This is a genomic window from Agrococcus jejuensis (assembly GCF_007679035.1).
Classification (GTDB): domain Bacteria; phylum Actinomycetota; class Actinomycetes; order Actinomycetales; family Microbacteriaceae; genus Agrococcus; species Agrococcus jejuensis_A.
Genome location: NZ_VEFR01000001.1, coordinates 263,614 through 281,909 on the forward strand (window position 1 = coordinate 263,614; position 18,296 = coordinate 281,909).

15 protein-coding genes are annotated in these 18,296 nt (G+C 72.6%); 6 read left to right on the forward strand and 9 right to left on the reverse strand.

The annotated features are described in order from the left end of the window. Positions 1-9 precede the first annotated feature (9 nt). Together FS793_RS01200 and FS793_RS01205 are read right to left on the reverse strand one after the other, a co-directional pair. Complete coding sequence (locus FS793_RS01200) at positions 10-960, reverse strand: 1-phosphofructokinase family hexose kinase (RefSeq protein WP_144717753.1); 951 nt, start codon at positions 958-960, stop codon at positions 10-12. After that, complete coding sequence (locus FS793_RS01205) at positions 957-1,742, reverse strand: DeoR/GlpR family DNA-binding transcription regulator (RefSeq protein ID WP_144717755.1); 786 nt, start codon at positions 1,740-1,742, stop codon at positions 957-959. Before FS793_RS01205 ends, FS793_RS01200 begins: the two co-directional genes overlap by 4 nt. A gap of 193 nt (positions 1,743-1,935) precedes the next feature. Between FS793_RS01205 and FS793_RS01210 the strand changes: the two genes are divergently transcribed. Then, positions 1,936-3,321 (forward strand): NAD(P)/FAD-dependent oxidoreductase, encoded by a 1,386-nt coding sequence (locus FS793_RS01210; RefSeq protein ID WP_144717757.1) that lies wholly within the window; start codon positions 1,936-1,938, stop codon positions 3,319-3,321. Positions 3,322-3,342: 21 nt separating this feature from the next. On the opposite strand, the gene ppgK is transcribed toward FS793_RS01210, so the two are convergent. Together ppgK and map are read right to left on the reverse strand one after the other, a co-directional pair. Next, on the reverse strand, positions 3,343-4,137 hold the full coding sequence (ppgK, locus tag FS793_RS01215; RefSeq protein ID WP_144717759.1) for a polyphosphate--glucose phosphotransferase: 795 nt from the start codon (positions 4,135-4,137) through the stop codon (positions 3,343-3,345). Positions 4,138-4,150: 13 nt separating this feature from the next. Beyond that, on the reverse strand, positions 4,151-5,026 hold the full coding sequence (gene map, locus FS793_RS01220; protein WP_144717761.1) for a type I methionyl aminopeptidase: 876 nt from the start codon (positions 5,024-5,026) through the stop codon (positions 4,151-4,153). 28 nt (positions 5,027-5,054) lie between these two features. On the opposite strand from map, the gene FS793_RS01225 reads away from it, so the two are divergent. Together FS793_RS01225 and FS793_RS01230 are read left to right on the forward strand one after the other, a co-directional pair. Further along, complete coding sequence (locus FS793_RS01225) at positions 5,055-5,228, forward strand: SPOR domain-containing protein (RefSeq protein WP_144717763.1); 174 nt, start codon at positions 5,055-5,057, stop codon at positions 5,226-5,228. A gap of 461 nt (positions 5,229-5,689) precedes the next feature. Next, positions 5,690-7,018 carry an HNH endonuclease signature motif containing protein gene (locus FS793_RS01230; RefSeq protein WP_186329270.1) on the forward strand — a complete coding sequence of 443 codons (1,329 nt, stop codon included), beginning with the start codon at positions 5,690-5,692 and terminating at the stop codon, positions 7,016-7,018. A gap of 17 nt (positions 7,019-7,035) precedes the next feature. Here FS793_RS01230 and FS793_RS01235 read toward each other — a convergent pair whose 3' ends face one another. Both FS793_RS01235 and panB read right to left on the reverse strand, forming a co-directional pair. Further along, positions 7,036-7,542: a DUF1697 domain-containing protein gene (locus FS793_RS01235; RefSeq protein ID WP_144717767.1), complete on the reverse strand. Its 507-nt coding sequence runs from the start codon at positions 7,540-7,542 to the stop codon at positions 7,036-7,038. A 4-nt stretch (positions 7,543-7,546) separates the two neighbouring features. Beyond that, positions 7,547-8,404, reverse strand: a complete 858-nt coding sequence (gene panB, locus FS793_RS01240; RefSeq protein ID WP_144717769.1) for a 3-methyl-2-oxobutanoate hydroxymethyltransferase — start codon at positions 8,402-8,404, stop codon at positions 7,547-7,549. Positions 8,405-8,471: 67 nt separating this feature from the next. On the opposite strand from panB, the gene FS793_RS01245 reads away from it, so the two are divergent. Genes FS793_RS01245 through FS793_RS01255 form a run of 3 tightly spaced genes read left to right on the forward strand, consistent with a single transcriptional unit; the run spans position 8,472 to position 14,837 of the window. After that, positions 8,472-10,562, forward strand: coding sequence for an NAD(+) synthase (locus FS793_RS01245; protein WP_144717771.1), 2,091 nt, complete (start codon positions 8,472-8,474; stop codon positions 10,560-10,562). A 28-nt stretch (positions 10,563-10,590) separates the two neighbouring features. Next, complete coding sequence (locus tag FS793_RS01250; RefSeq protein ID WP_144717773.1) at positions 10,591-11,916, forward strand: glutamine synthetase family protein; 1,326 nt, start codon at positions 10,591-10,593, stop codon at positions 11,914-11,916. A gap of 29 nt (positions 11,917-11,945) precedes the next feature. Next, the gene (locus tag FS793_RS01255) at positions 11,946-14,837 is read left to right on the forward strand and encodes a bifunctional [glutamine synthetase] adenylyltransferase/[glutamine synthetase]-adenylyl-L-tyrosine phosphorylase (RefSeq protein ID WP_144717775.1); all 2,892 of its coding nucleotides are present in this window, start codon (positions 11,946-11,948) and stop codon (positions 14,835-14,837) included. Here the strand turns inward: FS793_RS01255 and FS793_RS01260 are convergent. From FS793_RS01260 to glnA, 3 genes are all read right to left on the reverse strand, one after another. Then, complete coding sequence (locus FS793_RS01260; RefSeq protein WP_144717777.1) at positions 14,834-16,033, reverse strand: RNA polymerase sigma factor; 1,200 nt, start codon at positions 16,031-16,033, stop codon at positions 14,834-14,836. The two genes, FS793_RS01255 and FS793_RS01260, sit on opposite strands and share 4 nt — an antisense overlap. Beyond that, positions 16,030-16,404, reverse strand: coding sequence for a YciI family protein (locus tag FS793_RS01265; protein ID WP_144717779.1), 375 nt, complete (start codon positions 16,402-16,404; stop codon positions 16,030-16,032). The genes FS793_RS01260 and FS793_RS01265 overlap by 4 nt, the downstream gene beginning before the upstream one ends. A gap of 200 nt (positions 16,405-16,604) precedes the next feature. Next, the gene (glnA, locus tag FS793_RS01270; protein WP_144717781.1) at positions 16,605-18,029 is read right to left on the reverse strand and encodes a type I glutamate--ammonia ligase; all 1,425 of its coding nucleotides are present in this window, start codon (positions 18,027-18,029) and stop codon (positions 16,605-16,607) included. Between the last annotated feature and the right edge of the window lie 267 nt (positions 18,030-18,296).

Below are 18,296 nucleotides of genomic sequence, written 5' to 3' on the forward strand. Positions count from 1 at the left end.
CGGGAGCTCCTAGCGGGCGGTGGCCTGGTGGCCGGTGGGGTGGACGGCGACGCGGGTGGCGTCGGCCTGGTCGAGGGTCGGGATGCCGGTGCCAGGCAGGGCGGCGGCCGCCGAGCCGTGGGCGACGGCCTGCGCGAGGCGCGCGGCGTGATCGAGGCCGCGATGCTCGGCGTGGAGGTAGCCGGCGAGCGTCGCGTCGCCGGCGCCGACGGTCGAGCGCACGACCGTGGGCGGGGGAGCGGCGCGCCAGCCGCCGTCGGCCGTGACGAGCGCTGCGCCGTCGGCCCCGAGCGTCAGCAGCACCGTGGGCACGCGCGCGGTGAGGTCGTGGGCTGCGGCGACCGCGGCCTCGGGGTCGTCGAGCGCGTGCGGGTCGAGGCCCAGCAGCTCGGCGAGCTCGGTCTCGTTCGGCTTCACGAGGTCGACGCCCGCATCGATGGCGGCGGCGAGCGCGGGGCCGGAGGTGTCGACGGCGATGCGCGCGCCGTCCGCCTGACGCACGGCATGCACGATGGCGGTGACGACGCCGACGTCGGTCGCCGGCGGCAGGCTGCCGGCGATGACGACCCATGCGGCCTTCGTCGCGAGCTCGTCGACGACGTCGAGCAGCGCGTCGAGCACGCGAGCGTCGACGGCGCCGCCGGACTCGTTGACCTTCGTCGTCGTGCCGTCGGGATCGACGATCGCGAGGTTCTGGCGCACGGGGGCCCGCACGGCGACGGCGCGCGTGGGCACGTCGATCGCCTCGAGCGATGCGACGAGCCGGTCGTGCGCATCCGCGACGACGATCGCCGTGGATGCCGTGCCTGCGGCGAGCAGCGTGCGGGTGACGTTGACGCCCTTGCCCGCGGGCTCCTCGGTGGCACGACCGTGCGCACGGGCGACGCCGCCGACCTCGAGCGCGGCGCCGAGCTCGACGGTGCGGTCGATCGACGGGTGGAGCGTGATGGTGAGGATCATGCGACGTGCACCTCCGTGCCGGCGGCCTCGAGGGCTGCGGCGGTCTCGGCGTCGGGCTCGGCGTCGGTGACGACGACGTCGACGGCGTCGAGCTCGGCGAAGCGGCAGAGCGTCGAGGCGCCGACCTTCGAGCCGTCGGCGAGGCACGCGACGCGGCGACCCGATGCGACGATCGCGGCCTTGACCGCCGCCTCCTCGGGGTCGGGGGTCGTGAGGCCGGATGCGTCGAGGCCGTTGGTGCCGAGCACGACGACGTCGGGGGTCATGGACTGGATCGCGAGCAGGGTCTGCGCGCCGACGGAGGCGCCGGTGAGCTGGCGCAGCCGGCCGCCGATGACGTGCACCTCGATCGCGGGGTGGCGGGACAGGATGGCGGCGACGGCGGGTGCGTGCGTCGCGACGACGAGGCGGGCGCCGAAGTGCTGCGGCCACTGCTGCACGATCGCCTCGGCGAACGCGGCGGTCGTGGTGCCGGCGTCGACGAGCAGGCTCGTGGCGCCGAGGGCGACGAGGCGGCGGGCGGCGAGGTCGGCGATGCGGTGCTTGCCGGCGGCGTTGCGGCCGACGCGCTCGTCGACGGCCGACTCGACGAGGCTCACGCGCTCGGCGCTCACGGCGCCGCCGTGCACGCGGCGGGCGATGCCGGCCACCTCGAGCGAGTCGAGGTCGCGACGCACGGTCTCCTGCGTGATGCCGAGGTCGGTGGCGAGCTCGGTCACGAGCACGCGTCCGTCTGCGCGGATCCGCGCGGCGATCGCGTCGCGGCGCTGCACTGCCAGCATCGAGCCTCCTTGGTCGTGGGCACGACGCTAGCAGATGAACGAAGCGAAGCAAAGAAAAACACAGATACGGGTGGCTGGCCTCGAGACGACCGCTCCTCGAGATGCGAGCGACGCGAGTCTCGAGAGACGCGCGACGGATGGACTCCAGCGGGCAAGATGGCGTGCAGCGACCGCCCGTGACGAAGGAGCATCCGTGACGACCTACCGCAACGGCGAGATCTCCCACTGGGCGCGCACGACGCCGAGGCCGGCGCTGCGCACGGTCGCGACGCTGCCCCACGAGGTGGACCTCGTGGTCGTGGGCGGCGGCCTCACCGGGCTGTGGCTCGCCTACTACGCGCTCGTCGCGGATCCGACGCTGCGCGTGCTCGTGGTCGAGGCCGAGCGGGTCGGGTACGGCGGATCGGGACGCAACGGTGGCTGGCTCTCGCCGCTGCTGCCCGGCAACCGCGCCGTCTACGCGCGCACGAGCGGCATCGATGCCGTGCGTGCCTTCCAGCGCGAGATGCTCCGCACGATCGACGAGACGCTCGAGGTCGTGGGTCGCGAGCGCATCGATGCCGGCGCCGTGCGCGGCGGCCAGCTGCGCGTCGCGACGACGCCCGCCGGCGTCGCTCGTCTCGAGGCGGAGCGTGCGGGGCACCTGCGATTCGGCTACGAGCCCGACGAGGCCGTGATGCTCGACGCCGCGGCGACACGGGCGCGCATCGCGGTCGACGGTGCGCTGGGCGGCATGCTGACGCCGTCGACCGCGCGGGTGCAGCCGGCAGCGCTCGTCACGGGCCTCGCCGCCGCCGTCGAGGCCCGCGGCGGCACGATCGTTGAGGGCGTGCGCGCCGAGTCGCTCGAGCCGGGCGTCGTGCGCACGAGCCACGGTCCGGTGCGCACCCGGCACGCCATCGCATGCACCGAGGCGTACTCGGGTCCGCTCGTCGGCGAACGCGCGCTCATCCCCGTCAACTCGTCGATCATCGTGACGACGCCGTTGAGCGACGACGACTGGTCACGCATCGGCTGGGAGGCTCGCGAGTGCCTCGGTGACGCCGCGCACACGTTCGTCTACGCGCAGCGCACCGACGATGGCCGCATCGCCATCGGCGGCCGCGGCTCGCCGTACGCCTTCGGCTCGGGACTGCCGGGCGACGGAGCGATGCCGGTCGCGGTCATCCGCCAGCTCCACGGTCGGCTGCGGTCGATGTTCCCCGGCATCCGCATGCCCGTCGCCCACGCGTGGCGCGGCGTCATCGGCGTGACGCGCGACTGGTGTGCGCGCGTGCATGTCGACGATGCGACTGGCATCGGCCACGCGTACGGATACGCGGGGCACGGCGTCACGGCCACGAACCTCGCGGCGCGCACGCTGCTCGATCGCATCCGCGGGCGGCAGACGGCACTCACGGCGCTGCCGTGGAACGACCACGACAGCGGCACGTGGGAGCCCGAGCCGATCCGGTTCGTCGGCGTGCACGCGATGTACCGCCTGTTCGGCGTCGCGGACGCGTGGGAGGAGCGCACGGGCGCCGTCGACACCGCGCTCGTCGCGAAGGTCGGCGCGCGGCTCGCCGGCCTCCACGAGTAGACGCGGCGACCGCGCCGAGCGTCAGGGCTTCGGCGGCGTCAGCGGGTCGATGCCGACGGCGAGCGCCGCGGCGCCCATGATGCCGGCGTTGTTGCGCAGGGTCGCGGGCACGATGGGCGTGCGCAGGTCGAGCAGCGGCAGGAACTTGTCCGACGACTTCGAGACGCCGCCGCCGACGACGAAGAGGTCGGGCGAGAAGATGAACTCGAGGTGCGCGTAGTAGCGCTGCAGCCGCTCGGCCCACTGCTCGTACGACAGCTCCTCGGTCTCGCGCACCTTGTTCGACGCGCGCGACTCGGCGTCGTGGCCGTCGAGCTCGAGGTGGCCGAGCTCGGCGTTCGGCACGAGCACGCCCTTGTAGATGAGCGCCCCACCGATGCCGGTGCCGAGGGTCGTGAGGATGACGAGGCCGTCGACGTCCTTCGCCGCCCCCCAGTGGTCCTCGGCGATGCCCGCCGCATCCGCGTCGTTCACGAAGTGGATGGGGCGCCCCAGGTGCTGCTCGAAGAACGCCTCGGCCTCGAAGCCGATCCACTGGTCGGAGACGTTGGCGGCGCTGAGCGTGCGGCCGTGCTTGACGATCGCGGGGAAGGTCACGCCGATCGGCGTCTTCTTCTTGGCGTCGAGCTGGTCGACGAGCTCGACGACCACCTCGGCGATCGCCTCGGGCTCGCCGCCCGTCGGCGTCGGCAGCTTGATGCGGTCGCTGAGCAGCCCGCCCGAGCGCACGTCGACGAGCGCGGCCTTGATGCCGGTGCCGCCGATGTCGACGCCGATGGCCTGCTTCGGCGTCGTGTCCTTCTTGTCCTTGCTCATGGGTCCTGCGTTCCTACGTCGTCGTGGTCGGGAGGGTGAGGATGTCGGCGCCGTCGGCGGTGACGGCGATCGTGTGCTCGAACTGCGCCGTGACGCTGCGGTCGCGCGTCACGGCCGTCCAGCCGTCCGCCCACATGTCGTGGTCGGCGGTGCCGAGCGTCAGCATCGGCTCGATCGTGAACACCATGCCGGGCACGATCTCGGTCGTGTGCTCGTCGGCGTCGTGGTGGGGGATGACGAGGCCCGAGTGGAACGACGTGCCGACGCCGTGGCCGGTGAAGTCGCGCACGACGCCGTAGCCGAAGCGCGCGGCGTACGACTCGATGGATCGGCCGATGACGTTGACGCGGCGGCCCGGCCTCACGACGGCGATGGCGCGTCGCAGCGCCTCCTGCGTGCGGTCGACGAGGTCGTCGACCTCGGGCGCGACGGCGCCGACGCGGAACGTGCGGTTCGTGTCGCCGTGCACGCCGTCGACGTAGGCCGTGATGTCGACGTTGACGATCTCGCCCTCGGCGAGCACGGTGTCGTCGGGGATCCCGTGGCAGATGACCTCGTTGACGCTCGTGCACGACGAGCGCGGGTAGCCGCGGTAGCCGAGCGTCGACGGATACGCCTGCCGCTCGACGAGGTGGGCGTGGCCGATGCGGTCGAGCTCGTCGGTCGTGATCCCCGGCCGCACGGCTGCGCCGACGGCCTCGAGCGCGTCCGCAGCGATGCGTCCCGCAGCGCGGATGCGCTCGATGGCGTCGGCGTCGTAGACGTCGCCGCCGACGTGCTGCGACGGGCCCGTGCGCCCCACGTACTCGGGCCGAGCGATGCTCGCGGGCACCCTCGGAGGGGCCCCGACGACGCCGGGCACCAGGTGACCGTTCGCGTCCTTGGGCATAGGCTCCAGCATAGGGAAGGGGACGATGATGACCGACTATTGGTACAACCTCGAGACCGGCGCCGTCGAGGAGGGCATGGTCTCTCCTGGCTACGACCGCGCGGGTCCCTTCACGTCGGCCGAGGAGGCCGCGAGGGCGCCCGAGATCATCAAGCAGCGCTCGAAGCAGTGGGCTGCGGAGGACGCCGCCGAGGACCGCTGACGCGGGTGGCGACCTGCCACCTGCTCGCCGGCCTGAACGGCGCCGGCACGTCGACGCTCGCACGCTCGCTCGCGACCGACGGCACGGTGCGGCTGCACCCGGGCTGAGTCCGGCTGGCTCCGTCGGGGTGCTCCCAACCCGCTGGTCGAGGAGGCCCCGAGCGCAGCGAGGAGCCGTCACGAGACCTCGCGACGTAGCCGCTCGGCGCGACCATGCACGTGGCTGGGCAGGAGCGGCGGCCGCGTGGTCTCGTGACGCGTGCTCGCTGCGCTCGCGCGCTCCTCGACCAGCTGGTGGGGACCGCGCTGACATCTCTCCGCCCCTGTCGGACCCCCAACTGCTCGTCGCCCAACCGCTCCTTGAGGTGCGAGCGGAGCGAGCCTCGAAAGGGGCACCGGACCCTCCCAACCCGACCCGCGACCGCCGATTTCGATGTCAGTGGTGGCTGGCAGAGTCAGGACATGGCGCAAGGGCTCGAGAGCATCAGGCAGGGTCCCGACGCTGCCGCGCTCGAGGCCATCCAGGCCAACGCGCTGTCCCAGCTCGCCGCGATCCGCGCCGGTAGGCAAGCCCTCGAGGCGCACGAGACGCGCGTCCTCGCCGCCCTCGGCCACCTCGCCCTCCATCGCGCAGGCCGGTCGAGCAGCGAGCGCTCGACGATGGAGATGCGCGCCGTCGCCGCCGAGATCGGCGCCCAGTCCCGTGTCTCCGACCGCACGGTCGAACGCCAGATCGGCGACGCCATGACGCTCGTCGACACCTGGCCCGTGCTGCTCGACGCGTTCGCCCAGGGGCGGATCGGCCGGGGCCATGTGCGCGCGATCGCCGAGGCCGGCGGCGTGCTCGCGAGCACGGACGTCACCCCCGAGCAGCGGGCTGCGTTCGAGCAGCAGATGGTCGCGCTCGCCGTGACCACCACGCCCGCGCGCGTCGCCAAGGTCGCTCGTCGTGAGGCGGACACGCACCTGAGCGAGCCGCTCGTCGTCCGCCACCGGGCCGCGCGTGAGCGACGCCGAGTGACGGTCGAGGACGTCGACGACGGCATGTCATGGATCGGCGCGCTCGTGCCGTCGGTCCTTGCCCACGGGATCGACGCACGCCTGCGTGCGGGCGCTCGCGCGAAGTCGAAGGACGACCCGCGCTCGATCCAGCAGTGGCAGGCCGACGCGTTCTGCGAGCTGCTGCTCGCCGGCGTCGGCGCTCCGACGATCGAGCGCACGACGGGCGGCGCGGAGATCGAGCACGCGGGCCTGCTCTCCACGATCACGCCGATCGTCCAGGTGACCGTGCCCATCACTGCGCTCACCGGCACCTCCGACGCGCCAGGCTCGCTCGACGGCGCCCAGCCCGTCGACGCCGAGACGGCCCGCATCCTCGCGGGCGTCGCAGCGACCTGGCAGCGCCTGCTCACCGACCCGATCCGCGGCACCGTCGTCGAGGTCGACACCTACTCGCCCAACGAGGCACAGCGCCGACTGCTGCGAGCTCGCGACCAGCACTGCCGATTCCCCGGCTGCAGCGCCAAGGCGAGGGACGACGACGTCGACCACACGATCGCCTGGGAGGACAGCGGCACGACCTCGGTCGGGAACCTCGCCCACCTCTGCCGACGCCACCACACCCTCAAGCACGCCACCGCCTGGACCGTGAGCCAACCGACACCCGGCGTCCTGCACTGGCGCTCGCCCCTCGGCCACGACTACGTCGATCGACCACCACCCACGGGCCCGACGTTCGTCGAGATGCATCCCGACCCCGGGGGCCTTCGCGCACCCGACCTGCCGTTCTGAGGCGGTCAGCGCGCGCGTCAGCCTGCCGCGAGCACCCGTCGCAGGGTGCGCACGTTGCGCGTCGTCGTCGAATCCTTGCCGATGCGCGTGAGCGCGACGCCGACGGGGGAGTCGAGCGTGTGGCCCTTGGGGTTCGACCAGTGCAGCACGCCGCCGGCGAGCAGCAGCGCCTCGGCGGTCTCGGTCTCGGCGATCCGCTCGAGCACGCCGTCGTCGAGCGCGAACACGACGTAGGGCGTGTGCTCGTCGTCCTCGGCGAACGGGTACGCGTCGACGACGGCCTGCAGCGCGTCGATCGTCTGCCCGTGCACGCGGATGCGGCGGCCGTAGCGCTCCTCGAGCGCCGCCTCGGCGCTGCGTGCGGCGGCGTCGGCATCGGTGGCGTCGACGATGGCGTTGCCGCTCGCGAGCACCGTGCGCACCTCGCCGAGGCCCGCATCCGCGAGCAGCGCGCGCAGGTCGACGGAGCGCACGGTGACGCCGCCGACGTTGACGCCGCGCAGCAGCAGGACGACCCTGGCCACGCGCCTACTCGTACTCGTGCTCGGCTGCGGGGTACGCGCCTGAGTCGACGTCGGCCTTGAACGCCTGCGCCGCCTCGGTGAGCGTCTGCGCGAGCTGCGCGTACTGCTTCACGAACCGCGGCGTGCGGCCGGTGGTGAGACCGGCCCAGTCGGTCCACACGAGCAGCTGACCGTCGCAGTGCGGGCCGGCACCGACCGACAGTGTGGGGATCGACAGCGCTGCCGTGACCTTCGCCGCCGCGTCCGACGGCACCATCTCGAGCACGACGGCGAACGCACCGGCCGCCTCCACCGCGAGCGCGTCGCGCAGCAGCTCGTCGGCGCCGTCGTCGCCACGGCCCTGGATGACGTGGCCGCCGAGCCCGTGCTCCGACTGCGGCGTGAAGCCCACGTGTCCCATGACGGGGATGCCGGCCTCGACGATGCGGCGGATCTTGTCGGCCGAGCGCTCGCCGCCCTCGAGCTTCACGGCGTGGGCGCCCGTCTCCTTCATGAAGCGGATCGCCGTGTGCAGCGCCTCCGACGCATCCACCTCGTACGAGCCGAACGGCATGTCGGCGACGACGAGCGCACGCTGGCACGACCGGGCGACGGCACGCGTGAGGGGGATGAGCTCGTCGACCGTGACCGGCAGGGTCGTGTCGTAGCCGAGCACGGTGTTGCCGGCGGAGTCGCCCACGAGCAGGAAGTCGATGCCCGCGCGGTCGAAGATCTGCGCCGTGAGCGTGTCGTAGCTCGTGAGCCCCGTGATCTTCACGCCGTCGGCCTTCGCCTGGCGGAAGTGGCGGGTGCGAACCCGCTTGCGACCGGTCGTGGGCGCGGACTTCGGGGCGCCCCCGTAGGGGCTCGACTCCTCTGGCATGCCGACGAGCCTACGCCGCGGTCGTGCCCGCTCGGGCGAGACCGGGTTCGTCTGCTTGGATCGACCCATGGATGCGTTCCGCAGCGCCTACGCCCACGGATTCGCGCGCGTCGCCGCGTGCACGCTGCCGGTCGCGCTCGCGCAGCCCGCGGTGAACGCCGAGCGCATCGCCGAGCGCGTGCGCGCGCTCGACGCCGAGGGCGTCGCCGTCGCCGTCTTCCCCGAGCTGTCGCTGTCGGGGTACGCGCTCGACGACCTGCACCTGCAGGACGTGCTGCTGGACGCCGTCGACCGCGCCGTCGTCGACCTCGCCGAGGCGACGGCCGACCTCGCGCCGATCGTGGCCGTCGGCGCGCCGCTGCGCATCGGCTCGCGCGTGTTCAACTGCGCCGTGCTGCTGCACCGCGGCGTCGTGCTGGGCGTCGTGCCCAAGATGTCGCTGCCGAACTACCGCGAGTTCTACGAGCTGCGCTGGTTCGCAGAGGGCTCGCGCGCCCCCGCGGTCATCCAGCGTCCGCACTGGCCGGGCGCCGACGACGACGGCGAGCTGCCCTGCGGTCCCGACCTCGTCGTCGTGGCCGACGACGTGCCGGGCCTCGCGGTGCACGCGGAGATCTGCGAGGACATGTGGGTGCCGGTGCCGCCGTCGTCGCTCGCGGCGCTCGCCGGCGCGACCGTGCTGCTGAACCTCTCCGCCTCGCCCATCACGGTCGGCCGCGCCGAGGATCGCCACCTGCTCGCCCGCTCCGCCTCCGCACGCGCCAATGCCGTCTACGCCTACGCGGCGGCGAGCGAGGGGGAGTCGTCGACCGACCTCTCGTGGGACGGCATGACCATGGTCTACGAGATGGGCGACCTGCTGGGGGAGTCCGAGCGGTTCCCGTCGGGCCCGGCGCAGACCATCGTCGACGTCGACCTCGACCGCCTGCGCCAGGAGCGGATGCGGCAGGGCTCGTTCGACCAGAACGGCGCGATGATCGGCGTGCCCGGCGTGCGGGAGATCCACGTCGAGCTCGAGCCGACGACCGACGACATCGGGCTGCGCCGCACGGTCGACCGCTTCCCGTTCGTGCCCGACGACCCCGCGCGCCTCGCGCTCGACTGCTACGAGGCCTACAACATCCAGGTCTCGGGCCTCGAGCAGCGGCTGCGCGCGCTCACGACCGACACGTACGCGCCGACGATCGTCATCGGCGTCTCGGGCGGCCTCGACTCGACGCACGCGCTCATCGTCGCCGCGAAGGCCCTCGAGCGCCTCGGTCGGCCCGTCACCGACATCCTCGCGTTCACGATGCCGGGCTTCGCGACGAGCGACGACACGAAGGGCAACGCGATCGCCCTCATGGAGGCGCTGGGCGTGACGTGGGAGGAGCTCGACATCCGTCCCGTCGCCACGAGCCTGCTGCAGGCCATCGGCCACCCCGCGGGCGACGGCGAGCCCGTGTACGACGTGACCTTCGAGAACGTGCAGGCGGGGCTGCGCACCGACCTGCTCTTCCGGATCGCCAACCAGCGCGGCGGCATCGTGCTGGGCACCGGCGACCTGTCGGAGCTCGCGCTCGGCTGGTGCACGTACGGCGTCGGCGATCACATGTCGCACTACGGCGTCAACGGCGGCATCCCCAAGACGCTCATCCAGCACCTCATCCGCTGGGTCGTCGACACCGATCAGTTCGGCGGCGAGGTCGGCCGCGTGCTCACGGCCATCGTCGGCCAGGAGATCAGCCCCGAGCTCGTGCCGCAGACCGCCGAGGGCGCGCTGCAGTCGACCGAGGATGCCATCGGGCCGTACCCGTTGCAGGACTTCACGCTCTTCCATGTGCTGCGCCGCGGCTATCGCCCGTCGAAGATCGCGTTCCTCGCGATGCACGCGTGGGGGGATGCCTCGGCGGGCGCCTGGCCCGTCGGCTACCCCGACGAGAAGCGCGTCGCCTACGACCTCGCTACGATCCGTCGCTGGCTCGAGGTGTTCGTGCGCCGCTTCTTCCAGCACCAGTTCAAGCGCTCGGCGCTGCCCAACGGCCCCAAGGTCGTCGCGGGCGGCTCGCTGAGCCCGCGCGGCGACTGGCGCATGCCGTCCGACGCGAGCGCGGCGGCGTGGCTCGCCGAGCTCGACGCGGCGCTGCCGTCGGCGGCCGACGGCCCCGCGCCCCGATAGCCTGGAGACCTGCGAGGGAAGGGACCCGATGGACAAGCAGCGTGACTTCGTGCTCCGCACGGTCGAGGAGCGCGGCGTCAAGTTCGTGCGCCTGTGGTTCACCGACGTGCTCGGCACGCTGAAGTCGGTCGCGATCGCCCCCGCGGAGGTCGAGAGCGCCTTCGCAGAGGGCCTCGGCATCGACGGCTCGTCGATCGAGGGCCTCACGAGCGCGTCGGAGGCCGACGTCATCGCGAAGCCCGACCCGGCCACCTTCCAGGTGCTGCCGTACCGCGGCGAGATCGACCCGACCGCGCGCATGTTCTGCGACATCCACACGCCCGACGGCGAGGCCGCCGCCGCCGACCCGCGCAACGTGCTCAAGCGCTCGCTCGCGAAGGCCGCCGAGCGCGGGTTCTCGTTCTACACGCACCCCGAGTGCGAGTTCTACCTGCTGCGCGACGCCGATCCGTCGAACCCCGTGCCCGTCGACCAGGCCGGCTACTTCGACAACGTGCCCGGCGGCACCGCCAACGACTTCCGTCGCGCGAGCGTGCGCATGCTCGAGGACCTCGGCATCTCGGTGGAGTTCAGCCACCACGAGGCCGGCCCCGGCCAGAACGAGATCGACCTGCGCTACGCGGATGCGCTGACGACGGCCGACAACATCCAGACGTTCCGCACGGTCGTGAAGGAGGTCGCGATCGCCCAGGGCGTGCACGCCACCTTCATGCCGAAGCCGCTGCAGTCGAAGCCCGGCTCGGGCATGCACACGCACATGTCGCTCTTCGAGGGCGAGCAGAACGCCTTCCACGACCCCGCTGGCCAGTACCGCCTGTCGAAGACGGGCAAGCAGTTCGTCGCCGGCCTGCTGAGGCACGCGCCCGAGTTCACGGCCGTCACGAACCAGTTCGTGAACTCGTACAAGCGCCTGTGGGCGGGCGACGAGGCACCGAGCCACATCTCGTGGGGGCACAACAACCGCTCCGCGCTCGTGCGGGTGCCGCTGTCGAACAAGCCGTCGTCGGCGCGCGTCGAGTACCGCGGCATCGACTCGGCCGCGAACCCGTACCTCGCGTTCTCCGTCATGCTCGCCGCGGGCCTCAAGGGCATCGAGGAGGGCTACGAGCTGCCGGAGGAGGCGACGACCGAGGTCTGGAGCCTCACCGACAAGGAGCGTCGTGCCCTCGGCTACGAGCCGCTGCCGTCGAGCCTCGACCGTGCGCTGGGCCTCATGGAGGACTCCGAGCTCGTCGCCGAGACGCTCGGCGAGCAGGTGTTCGAGTTCTTCCTGCAGTCGAAGCGCGAGGACTGGCGTCGCTACCGCGCGCAGGTGACCCAGTACGAGCTCGAGGCCAACCTCACGCTGCTGTGATGCGCGGGCCCGTCGAAGGACGCTGACGCATGCGCGCCGAGACGACGACGTCGCGACTCGCGCGGCTGGGCTTCCGCTCGCCGAGCGAGGCGGCGCCGCTGCTCGACGAGGTCGCCGAGGTGCTCGGGCCGCGCGTCGACGACCTGCGCCTCGCTGCCGATCCCGACCGCGCGCTGCAGTCGTTCGCACGCCTGCACCGCTCGGGGGTGCCGCTCGCCGCCACGCTCGCGGACGCGGATGCCGGCGCATCCCTCATGCGGGTGCTCGGCGCATCCTCGGGGCTCGCGACATGCATCGAGCGCGCGCCCGAGCTGCTCGAGGCGCTCATCCCCGTCGCGCTGCCGACGACGGAGACGCTGCGCGCGAGCCTGCTCGCCGCCGTCGCCGACGCCGAGGCGTCCCGCGCCGACGCCATCGTCGCGCTGCGACGCCGCTACCGCTGGCATCTCGTCGAGATCGTCGCATTCGACCTCGCGCAGGCCGATCCCGTCGCGCACGTGCAGGCCGTGAGCGCCGCGCTCGCCGACGTCGCGGCAGCGGCGCTCGAGGCGAGCCTCGTCGTCGCGCGGCGCACCGTCGCGGCTCGCTTCGGCGAGGCCGACGTCGCGGCGACGCACCTCGCGGTCATCGGCATGGGCAAGACGGGCGCGCGCGAGCTCAACGTGCTCAGCGACGTCGACGTCATCTGGGTGCACTCGAGCGACGAGGGCCTCTCCGAGGAGCGCGCCGCGATGGTCGCGCAGGCGCTCGCCCGCGAGACGACCGCCGGGTGCATGGAGTCGTCGCGCGAGCCGATGCTGTGGGAGGTCGACGCCAACCTGCGCCCCGAGGGCAAGGACGGCGTGCTCACGCGCACGCTCGAGAGCCACGTCGCCTACTACGAGCGCTGGGCGAAGTCGTGGGAGTTCCAGGCGCTGCTCAAGGCGCGCGCCGTCGCGGGCGACGCCGACCTCGGCACCGCGTACGAGGATGCCGTGCGCTCGAGGGTGTGGCAGTCGTCGTCGCGCGAGGGCTTCGTGGAGTCGGTGCAGCGCATGCGCGAGCGCGTCACCGACCACATCCCGGCCGACGAGGTCGACTGGCAGCTCAAGCTCGGCCCGGGCGGGCTGCGCGACATCGAGTTCACGGTGCAGCTGCTGCAGCTCGTGCACGGCGCGACCGACGAGCACGTGCGCCAGCGCGGCACGCTCGAGGCGATCGCGGCGCTGCACGACGCCGGCATGATCGGCCGCGTCGAGTCGGGCGAGTTCGCCGACGACTACCGACTGCTGCGGGTGCTCGAGCACCGCGCACAGCTCGCGCGCCTGTCGCGCACGCACCTCATGCCGTCGGACGAGGATGCGCAGCGCTCGATCGCGCGCGCGGCGGGATTCCCGAGCGCCGCGGCGATGCTCGAGCGGTGGAACGCCACGAAGCGCGAGGTGCGCAGGCTCCACGAGCGCCTGTTCTACCGGCCGCTGCTCGCCGCCGTGGCGTCGCTGCCCGACGGCTCGACGCAGCTGACGTCGGAGGCCGCCCGCGCGCGTCTCGAGGCGAGCGGCTGGCGCGACCCCAAGGGTGCGCTCGATCAGATCGCCGCCCTCACGAACGGCGTCACGCGTCGCTCGCAGATCCAGCGCGTGCTGCTGCCGGTGCTGCTGCAATGGCTGTCGGAGGGGCCCGACCCCGACATGGGCCTCCTCGCCTTCCGCAGGCTGTCGGAGGCCCTCGGCGACTCCCCGTGGTATCTGCGCATGCTGCGCGACTCCGAGCTCGCGGCCCAGCGGCTCATGACGGTGCTCTCGTCGTCGCGGCTCATCGCGACGCTGCTCGAGCGCATCCCCGAGGCCGCCCACTGGCTCGCCGACGAGTCGCGGCTGCAGGCCCTCGACCACGAGTCGCTCGCCGACGAGGCGCGCGCGATCGTCGAGCGGCATCGCGTCGATCGCGACACGGCGCAGACCGCGCTGCGCACGCTGCGGCGCCGCGAGCTGCTGCGCGCAGCCCTCGCATCGGCGCTCGGCGTCGACGACGTGCTCGCGACGGGCGAGCGGCTCACGGGCATCGGGGCCGTCGCGATCGATGCCGCGCTCGACCTCGCGGGCGGCGACGCGGCGATCGGCGTCGTGAGCATGGGGCGCACGGGCGGCCGCGAGATCGGCTTCGGCTCCGACGTCGACGTGCTGTGGGTGTGCCGCGACGAGGCCGACCTCGACGCCGCGATGCGCACGGTGCGGGCGGCGAGCGACATCGTGCAGGACCCGTTCGTGAAGTTCGAGCTGGATGCGGGCCTGCGCCCCGAGGGGCGCCAGGGACCGCTCGTGCGCACGCTCGCGTCGTACGCGAGCTACTACGAGCGCTGGGGCGAGGTGTGGGAGCGGCAGGCGCTGCTGCGCGCGGCCCCGTTCGCCGGTGACGCCGACCTCGCCGGCGAGCTGCTCGCGATCACGACGGCAGAACGCGACCGCAAGGGCTTCTCGCAGGCGGATGCGCGCGAGGTCCGCCGCATCAAGGCGCGCGTCGAGGCCGAGCGGCTGCCGCAGAACGCCGACCGCACGCGCCATCTCAAGCTGGGCCGCGGCTCGCTGAGCGACGTCGAGTGGCTCGTGCAGCTGCTGCAGCTGCAGCAGCCGAAGGACGACGATCGCGCGCGGCACGCGACGACGCTCATGGCGCTGTCGGGCCTCGTCGAGGCCGAGGCGATCACGGCGCGCGACGCCGCGATCCTGCGCCGTGCGTGGCTGCTCGCGTCGCGGCTGCGCAACGCGCTCGCGCTCGCGCAGGCGCGCACGATCGACCTGCTGCCGACCGACCGTGGGCAGCTCGAGGTCGTCGCGAGGCTCATGGGACGCCCCGCGGGCAGCGCGGCCGCGCTCGAGGAGGAGTACCTGCGCGCGACGCGGCTCGCGCGCAAGGTCTTCGACGACCGCTTCTGGGGCTAGGCGGAGCCCCCAGGCGGCTGGACGAGCCCGGCCGCGAGCGTCAGCAGGTGCTCGCGCACGTCGTCGGCGTCGGCGAGCGTCGCAGCCCGCAGCCAGGCGTCGCGCGCCTCGTCGCTGCGACCGGCGCCCGCGAGCAGCCGACCGCGCACCGCCCACCACGCCTGCAGCGGCTGCTCGTCGCCGAGCGCGTCGAGCCCCGCCGTGCCGCCGCGACGGCAACCGACGACCGCGGCGCGGGCGATGCGCGCGCCCGCCGTGGGAGCGACGACGAGCAGCGCGTCGTAGAGCGTCTCGAGCGCCGCCCAATCGGTCGCGCCCGTCTCGCGGCGCGCGCAGTGCACCGCCTGGATCGCTGCCTCGAGCTCGAAGCGCCCGGGTGCGCCGTCGCCCTGCGCCCGCGCGAGCAGCGCGCGTCCCTCGGCGAGCAGCGCCGCATCCCACGCCCGCGGGTCCTGCACGTCGAGCGGCACGAACGCGGGGGAGCGACGCGCGAGCGACAGCGTGACGAGCGCGGCGAGCGCCCACGCCTCGCGCTCCGTGCCGAGCAGCGTCGCGAGCGTCGCTGCGACGTGCCGTGCCTCGCCCGCCATCGAGTCGACGCGCGCGCCCGGATCGCGCCATGTGAGCGCCGCGCAGCCGTAGATCGCCTCGAGCACGGCGTCGAGCCGCTCGGGCATGGCGCGTCGGTCGGGGATGCGGAAGGGGATGCCCGCATCCCGCAGCCGCCGCTTCGCGCGCACGAGCCGCTGCGCCATCGTCGCCGGCGGCACGGCGAAGGCCGCGGCCACCTGCGCTGCCTCGAAGCCCAGCACCGTCTGCAGCATGAGCGGGGCGCGGACGCTCGCGTCGATCGCGGGATGCGCGCACGCGAAGAGCAGCTCGAGGCGCTGGTCGCCGATCGCATCGGGGTCGATCGCGGCCAGCGGGTCGATGCGCGGCTCGACGTCGAGCGCCACGTCGCGGCGCGCCGCCGAGCCCAGCACGTCGCGCTGCCGGTTCCTCGCCACCGTCATGATCCACGCCTCCGGGCGATCGGGCACGCCGTCGGCCGGCCACCGCCGCAGCGCCTCCTCGAGCGCGCCCTGCAGGGCGTCCTCGGCGAGGGCGACGTCGCGCGTCGACGCCGCCAGCAGGCTCACGAGCCTGCCGTACGACGTGCGCGCGACGTGCGCGGCGGCGCCGGCCGCATCGGTCATGCGTTCGGCACCCACCGGCCATCGACGACGTGCGTGGCACCCGGCCGCACCTCGACGGCGCCCCACGTCGCGTTGGGCGCCTGCGATGCCCATCCGATCGCGGCGTCGAGGTCGGCGACGTCGACGACGACCGTGCCGCCGAGCTGATCCTTCGAGTCGGCGAACGGGCCGTCCTGCACGCGCAGCGCGCCATCGACGACGCGCACGGTCGTCGTCGCGTGGCTCTGCTGGAGCACCTCGGCGCTCACGAGCACGCCGGCGGCGTGCAGCGTCGCCGCGTACGACGCGAACGCCTCCTGGCCGGCGCGCAGCGTCTCGTCGTCGAGCTCGCCGGCCATCTCAGGGTAGTGGAGCAGCAGCGTGTATCGCATGGGTTCGTCCCTCTCGTCACGGGATGCGTCGTTCGCATCCTCCACCCTCATGTCGATCGGGCGACGTCCCGATCGACAGGTGCGACGAGATCTCTCGCAGACGCCACGATGCCCGGGCGCACGAGGCGCCCGGGCACGGGGAAGGGGCCGGGTCCCCCCAAGGAACCCGGCCCCCGTCTGTTGGGGATCGACGACGTCGATCAGACCCCGAAGTACAGCTCGTACTCGAAGGGGTGGGGACGCAGCGCGGCGGGAAGGATCTCGTTCTCGCGCTTGTACTCGATCCAGGTCTGGATGAGGTCCTCGGTGAACACGTTGCCCTCCAGCAGGAACTGGTGGTCGGCCTCGAGCGCGGCGAGCGCCTCCTCGAGCGTGCCGGGCACCTGCGGGATGTTCTTGGCCTCCTCGGGCGGCAGCTCGTAGAGGTCCTTGTCGACGGGCTCGTGCGGCTCGATGCGGTTCTTGATGCCGTCGAGGCCAGCCATGAGCTGCGCCGCGAACGCGAGGTACGGGTTGCCAGAGGCGTCGGGGGCGCGGAACTCGATGCGCTTCGCCTTGGGGTTCGTGCCCGTGATCGGGATGCGGATCGCAGCCGAGCGGTTGCCTGCCGAGTAGACGAGGTTCACGGGAGCCTCGAAGCCCTTGACGAGGCGACGGTACGAGTTCAGCGTGGGGTTCGTGAACGCGAGCAGCGCCGGCGCGTGCGCCAGGATGCCGCCGATGTACCAGCGCGCGGTGTCGGAGAGGCCGCCGTAGCCGTTGCCGTCGTAGAACAGCGGCTCGCCGCCCTTCCACAGCGACTGGTGCGTGTGCATGCCCGAGCCGTTGTCGCCGAACAGCGGCTTCGGCATGAACGTCGCCGTCTTGCCCCACTCCTCGGCCGTGTTCTTGATGATGTACTTGAACTTCAGGATGTCGTCGGCCGACTTCACGAGCGTGTCGAACTTGTAGTTGATCTCGGCCTGGCCGCCCGTGCCCACCTCGTGGTGCGCGCGCTCGAGCTCGAGGCCCGCGTCGATGAGCTTCAGCGACATGTCGTCACGCAGGTCGGCCTGCTTGTCGACGGGCGAGACGGGGAAGTAGCCGCCCTTGTAGGGCGTCTTGTTGGCGAGGTTGCCGCCCTCCTCGACGCGACCCGAGTTCCAGGCGCCCTCCTCGGAGTCGACGGCGTAGAACGACTGGTTCTGCTTGACGTCGTAGCGCACGTCGTCGAAGACGTAGAACTCGGCCTCGGGCGCGAAGAACGCGGTGTCGGCGATGCCCGTCGAGGTGAGGTACTGCTCGGCCTTGTGCGCCACCTGGCGCGGGTCGCGGTGGTAGATCTCGCCCGTGCGCGGGTTGTAGATGTCGAAGATCATGATGAGCGTCTTCGACTCGCGGAAGGGGTCGACGTACGCCGTCGTCACGTCGGGGATCAGCTGGAGGTCGGACTCCGCGATGCCCTGGAAGCCGCGGATCGACGAGCCGTCGAACAGCTGGCCGACGGTGAAGAAGTCCTCGTCGACCGTGGCTGCGGGGATGTTGAAGTGCTGCTGCACACCCGGGAGATCCGTGAAACGGATGTCGAGGAACTTGACGTCCTCCTCCTTGATGAACGCGAGAACCTCGGACGAATCCTTGAACATGTCGCTCCTTGTGTTCCTTGGGGGTGGGCGCGCGTCGCGCACGCCGTGCTCATGACGCTATGGGGATGCGATTGCCCCGACATGACGCGATTGTTTCCGGCGTGTTACGCGGCGCGCCGAGGGTGGCGATGCACGCGCGGCATGGCGATGCGCGCATGGGACGGACGACGCCGCGCCGCCGATCGACCCGGGTCGATGGGCGGCGCGGCGTGCGGCGTCATGCGCTCCACCCTTCCGCACGCGGGCGGTGAGGGTCGAGCGGTTGCG

Bases quoted from the DNA above. Each gene is read 5' to 3' on its own strand.
- FS793_RS01250 (WP_144717773.1), top strand. From the start codon at position 10,591: ATGGACAAGCAGCGTGACTTCGTGCTCCGCACGGTCGAGGAGCGCGGC.
- ppgK (WP_144717759.1), bottom strand. From the start codon at position 4,137: ATGAGCAAGGACAAGAAGGACACGACGCCGAAGCAGGCCATCGGCGTC.
- FS793_RS01230 (WP_186329270.1), top strand. From the start codon at position 5,690: ATGGCGCAAGGGCTCGAGAGCATCAGGCAGGGTCCCGACGCTGCCGCG.
- FS793_RS01265 (WP_144717779.1), bottom strand. From the start codon at position 16,404: ATGCGATACACGCTGCTGCTCCACTACCCTGAGATGGCCGGCGAGCTC.
- glnA (WP_144717781.1), bottom strand. From the start codon at position 18,029: ATGTTCAAGGATTCGTCCGAGGTTCTCGCGTTCATCAAGGAGGAGGAC.
- panB (WP_144717769.1), bottom strand. From the start codon at position 8,404: ATGCCAGAGGAGTCGAGCCCCTACGGGGGCGCCCCGAAGTCCGCGCCC.
- FS793_RS01200 (WP_144717753.1), bottom strand. From the start codon at position 960: ATGATCCTCACCATCACGCTCCACCCGTCGATCGACCGCACCGTCGAG.
- FS793_RS01260 (WP_144717777.1), bottom strand. From the start codon at position 16,033: ATGACCGATGCGGCCGGCGCCGCCGCGCACGTCGCGCGCACGTCGTAC.
- FS793_RS01205 (WP_144717755.1), bottom strand. From the start codon at position 1,742: ATGCTGGCAGTGCAGCGCCGCGACGCGATCGCCGCGCGGATCCGCGCA.
- FS793_RS01255 (WP_144717775.1), top strand. From the start codon at position 11,946: ATGCGCGCCGAGACGACGACGTCGCGACTCGCGCGGCTGGGCTTCCGC.
- FS793_RS01245 (WP_144717771.1), top strand. From the start codon at position 8,472: ATGGATGCGTTCCGCAGCGCCTACGCCCACGGATTCGCGCGCGTCGCC.
- map (WP_144717761.1), bottom strand. From the start codon at position 5,026: ATGCCCAAGGACGCGAACGGTCACCTGGTGCCCGGCGTCGTCGGGGCC.
- FS793_RS01225 (WP_144717763.1), top strand. From the start codon at position 5,055: ATGACCGACTATTGGTACAACCTCGAGACCGGCGCCGTCGAGGAGGGC.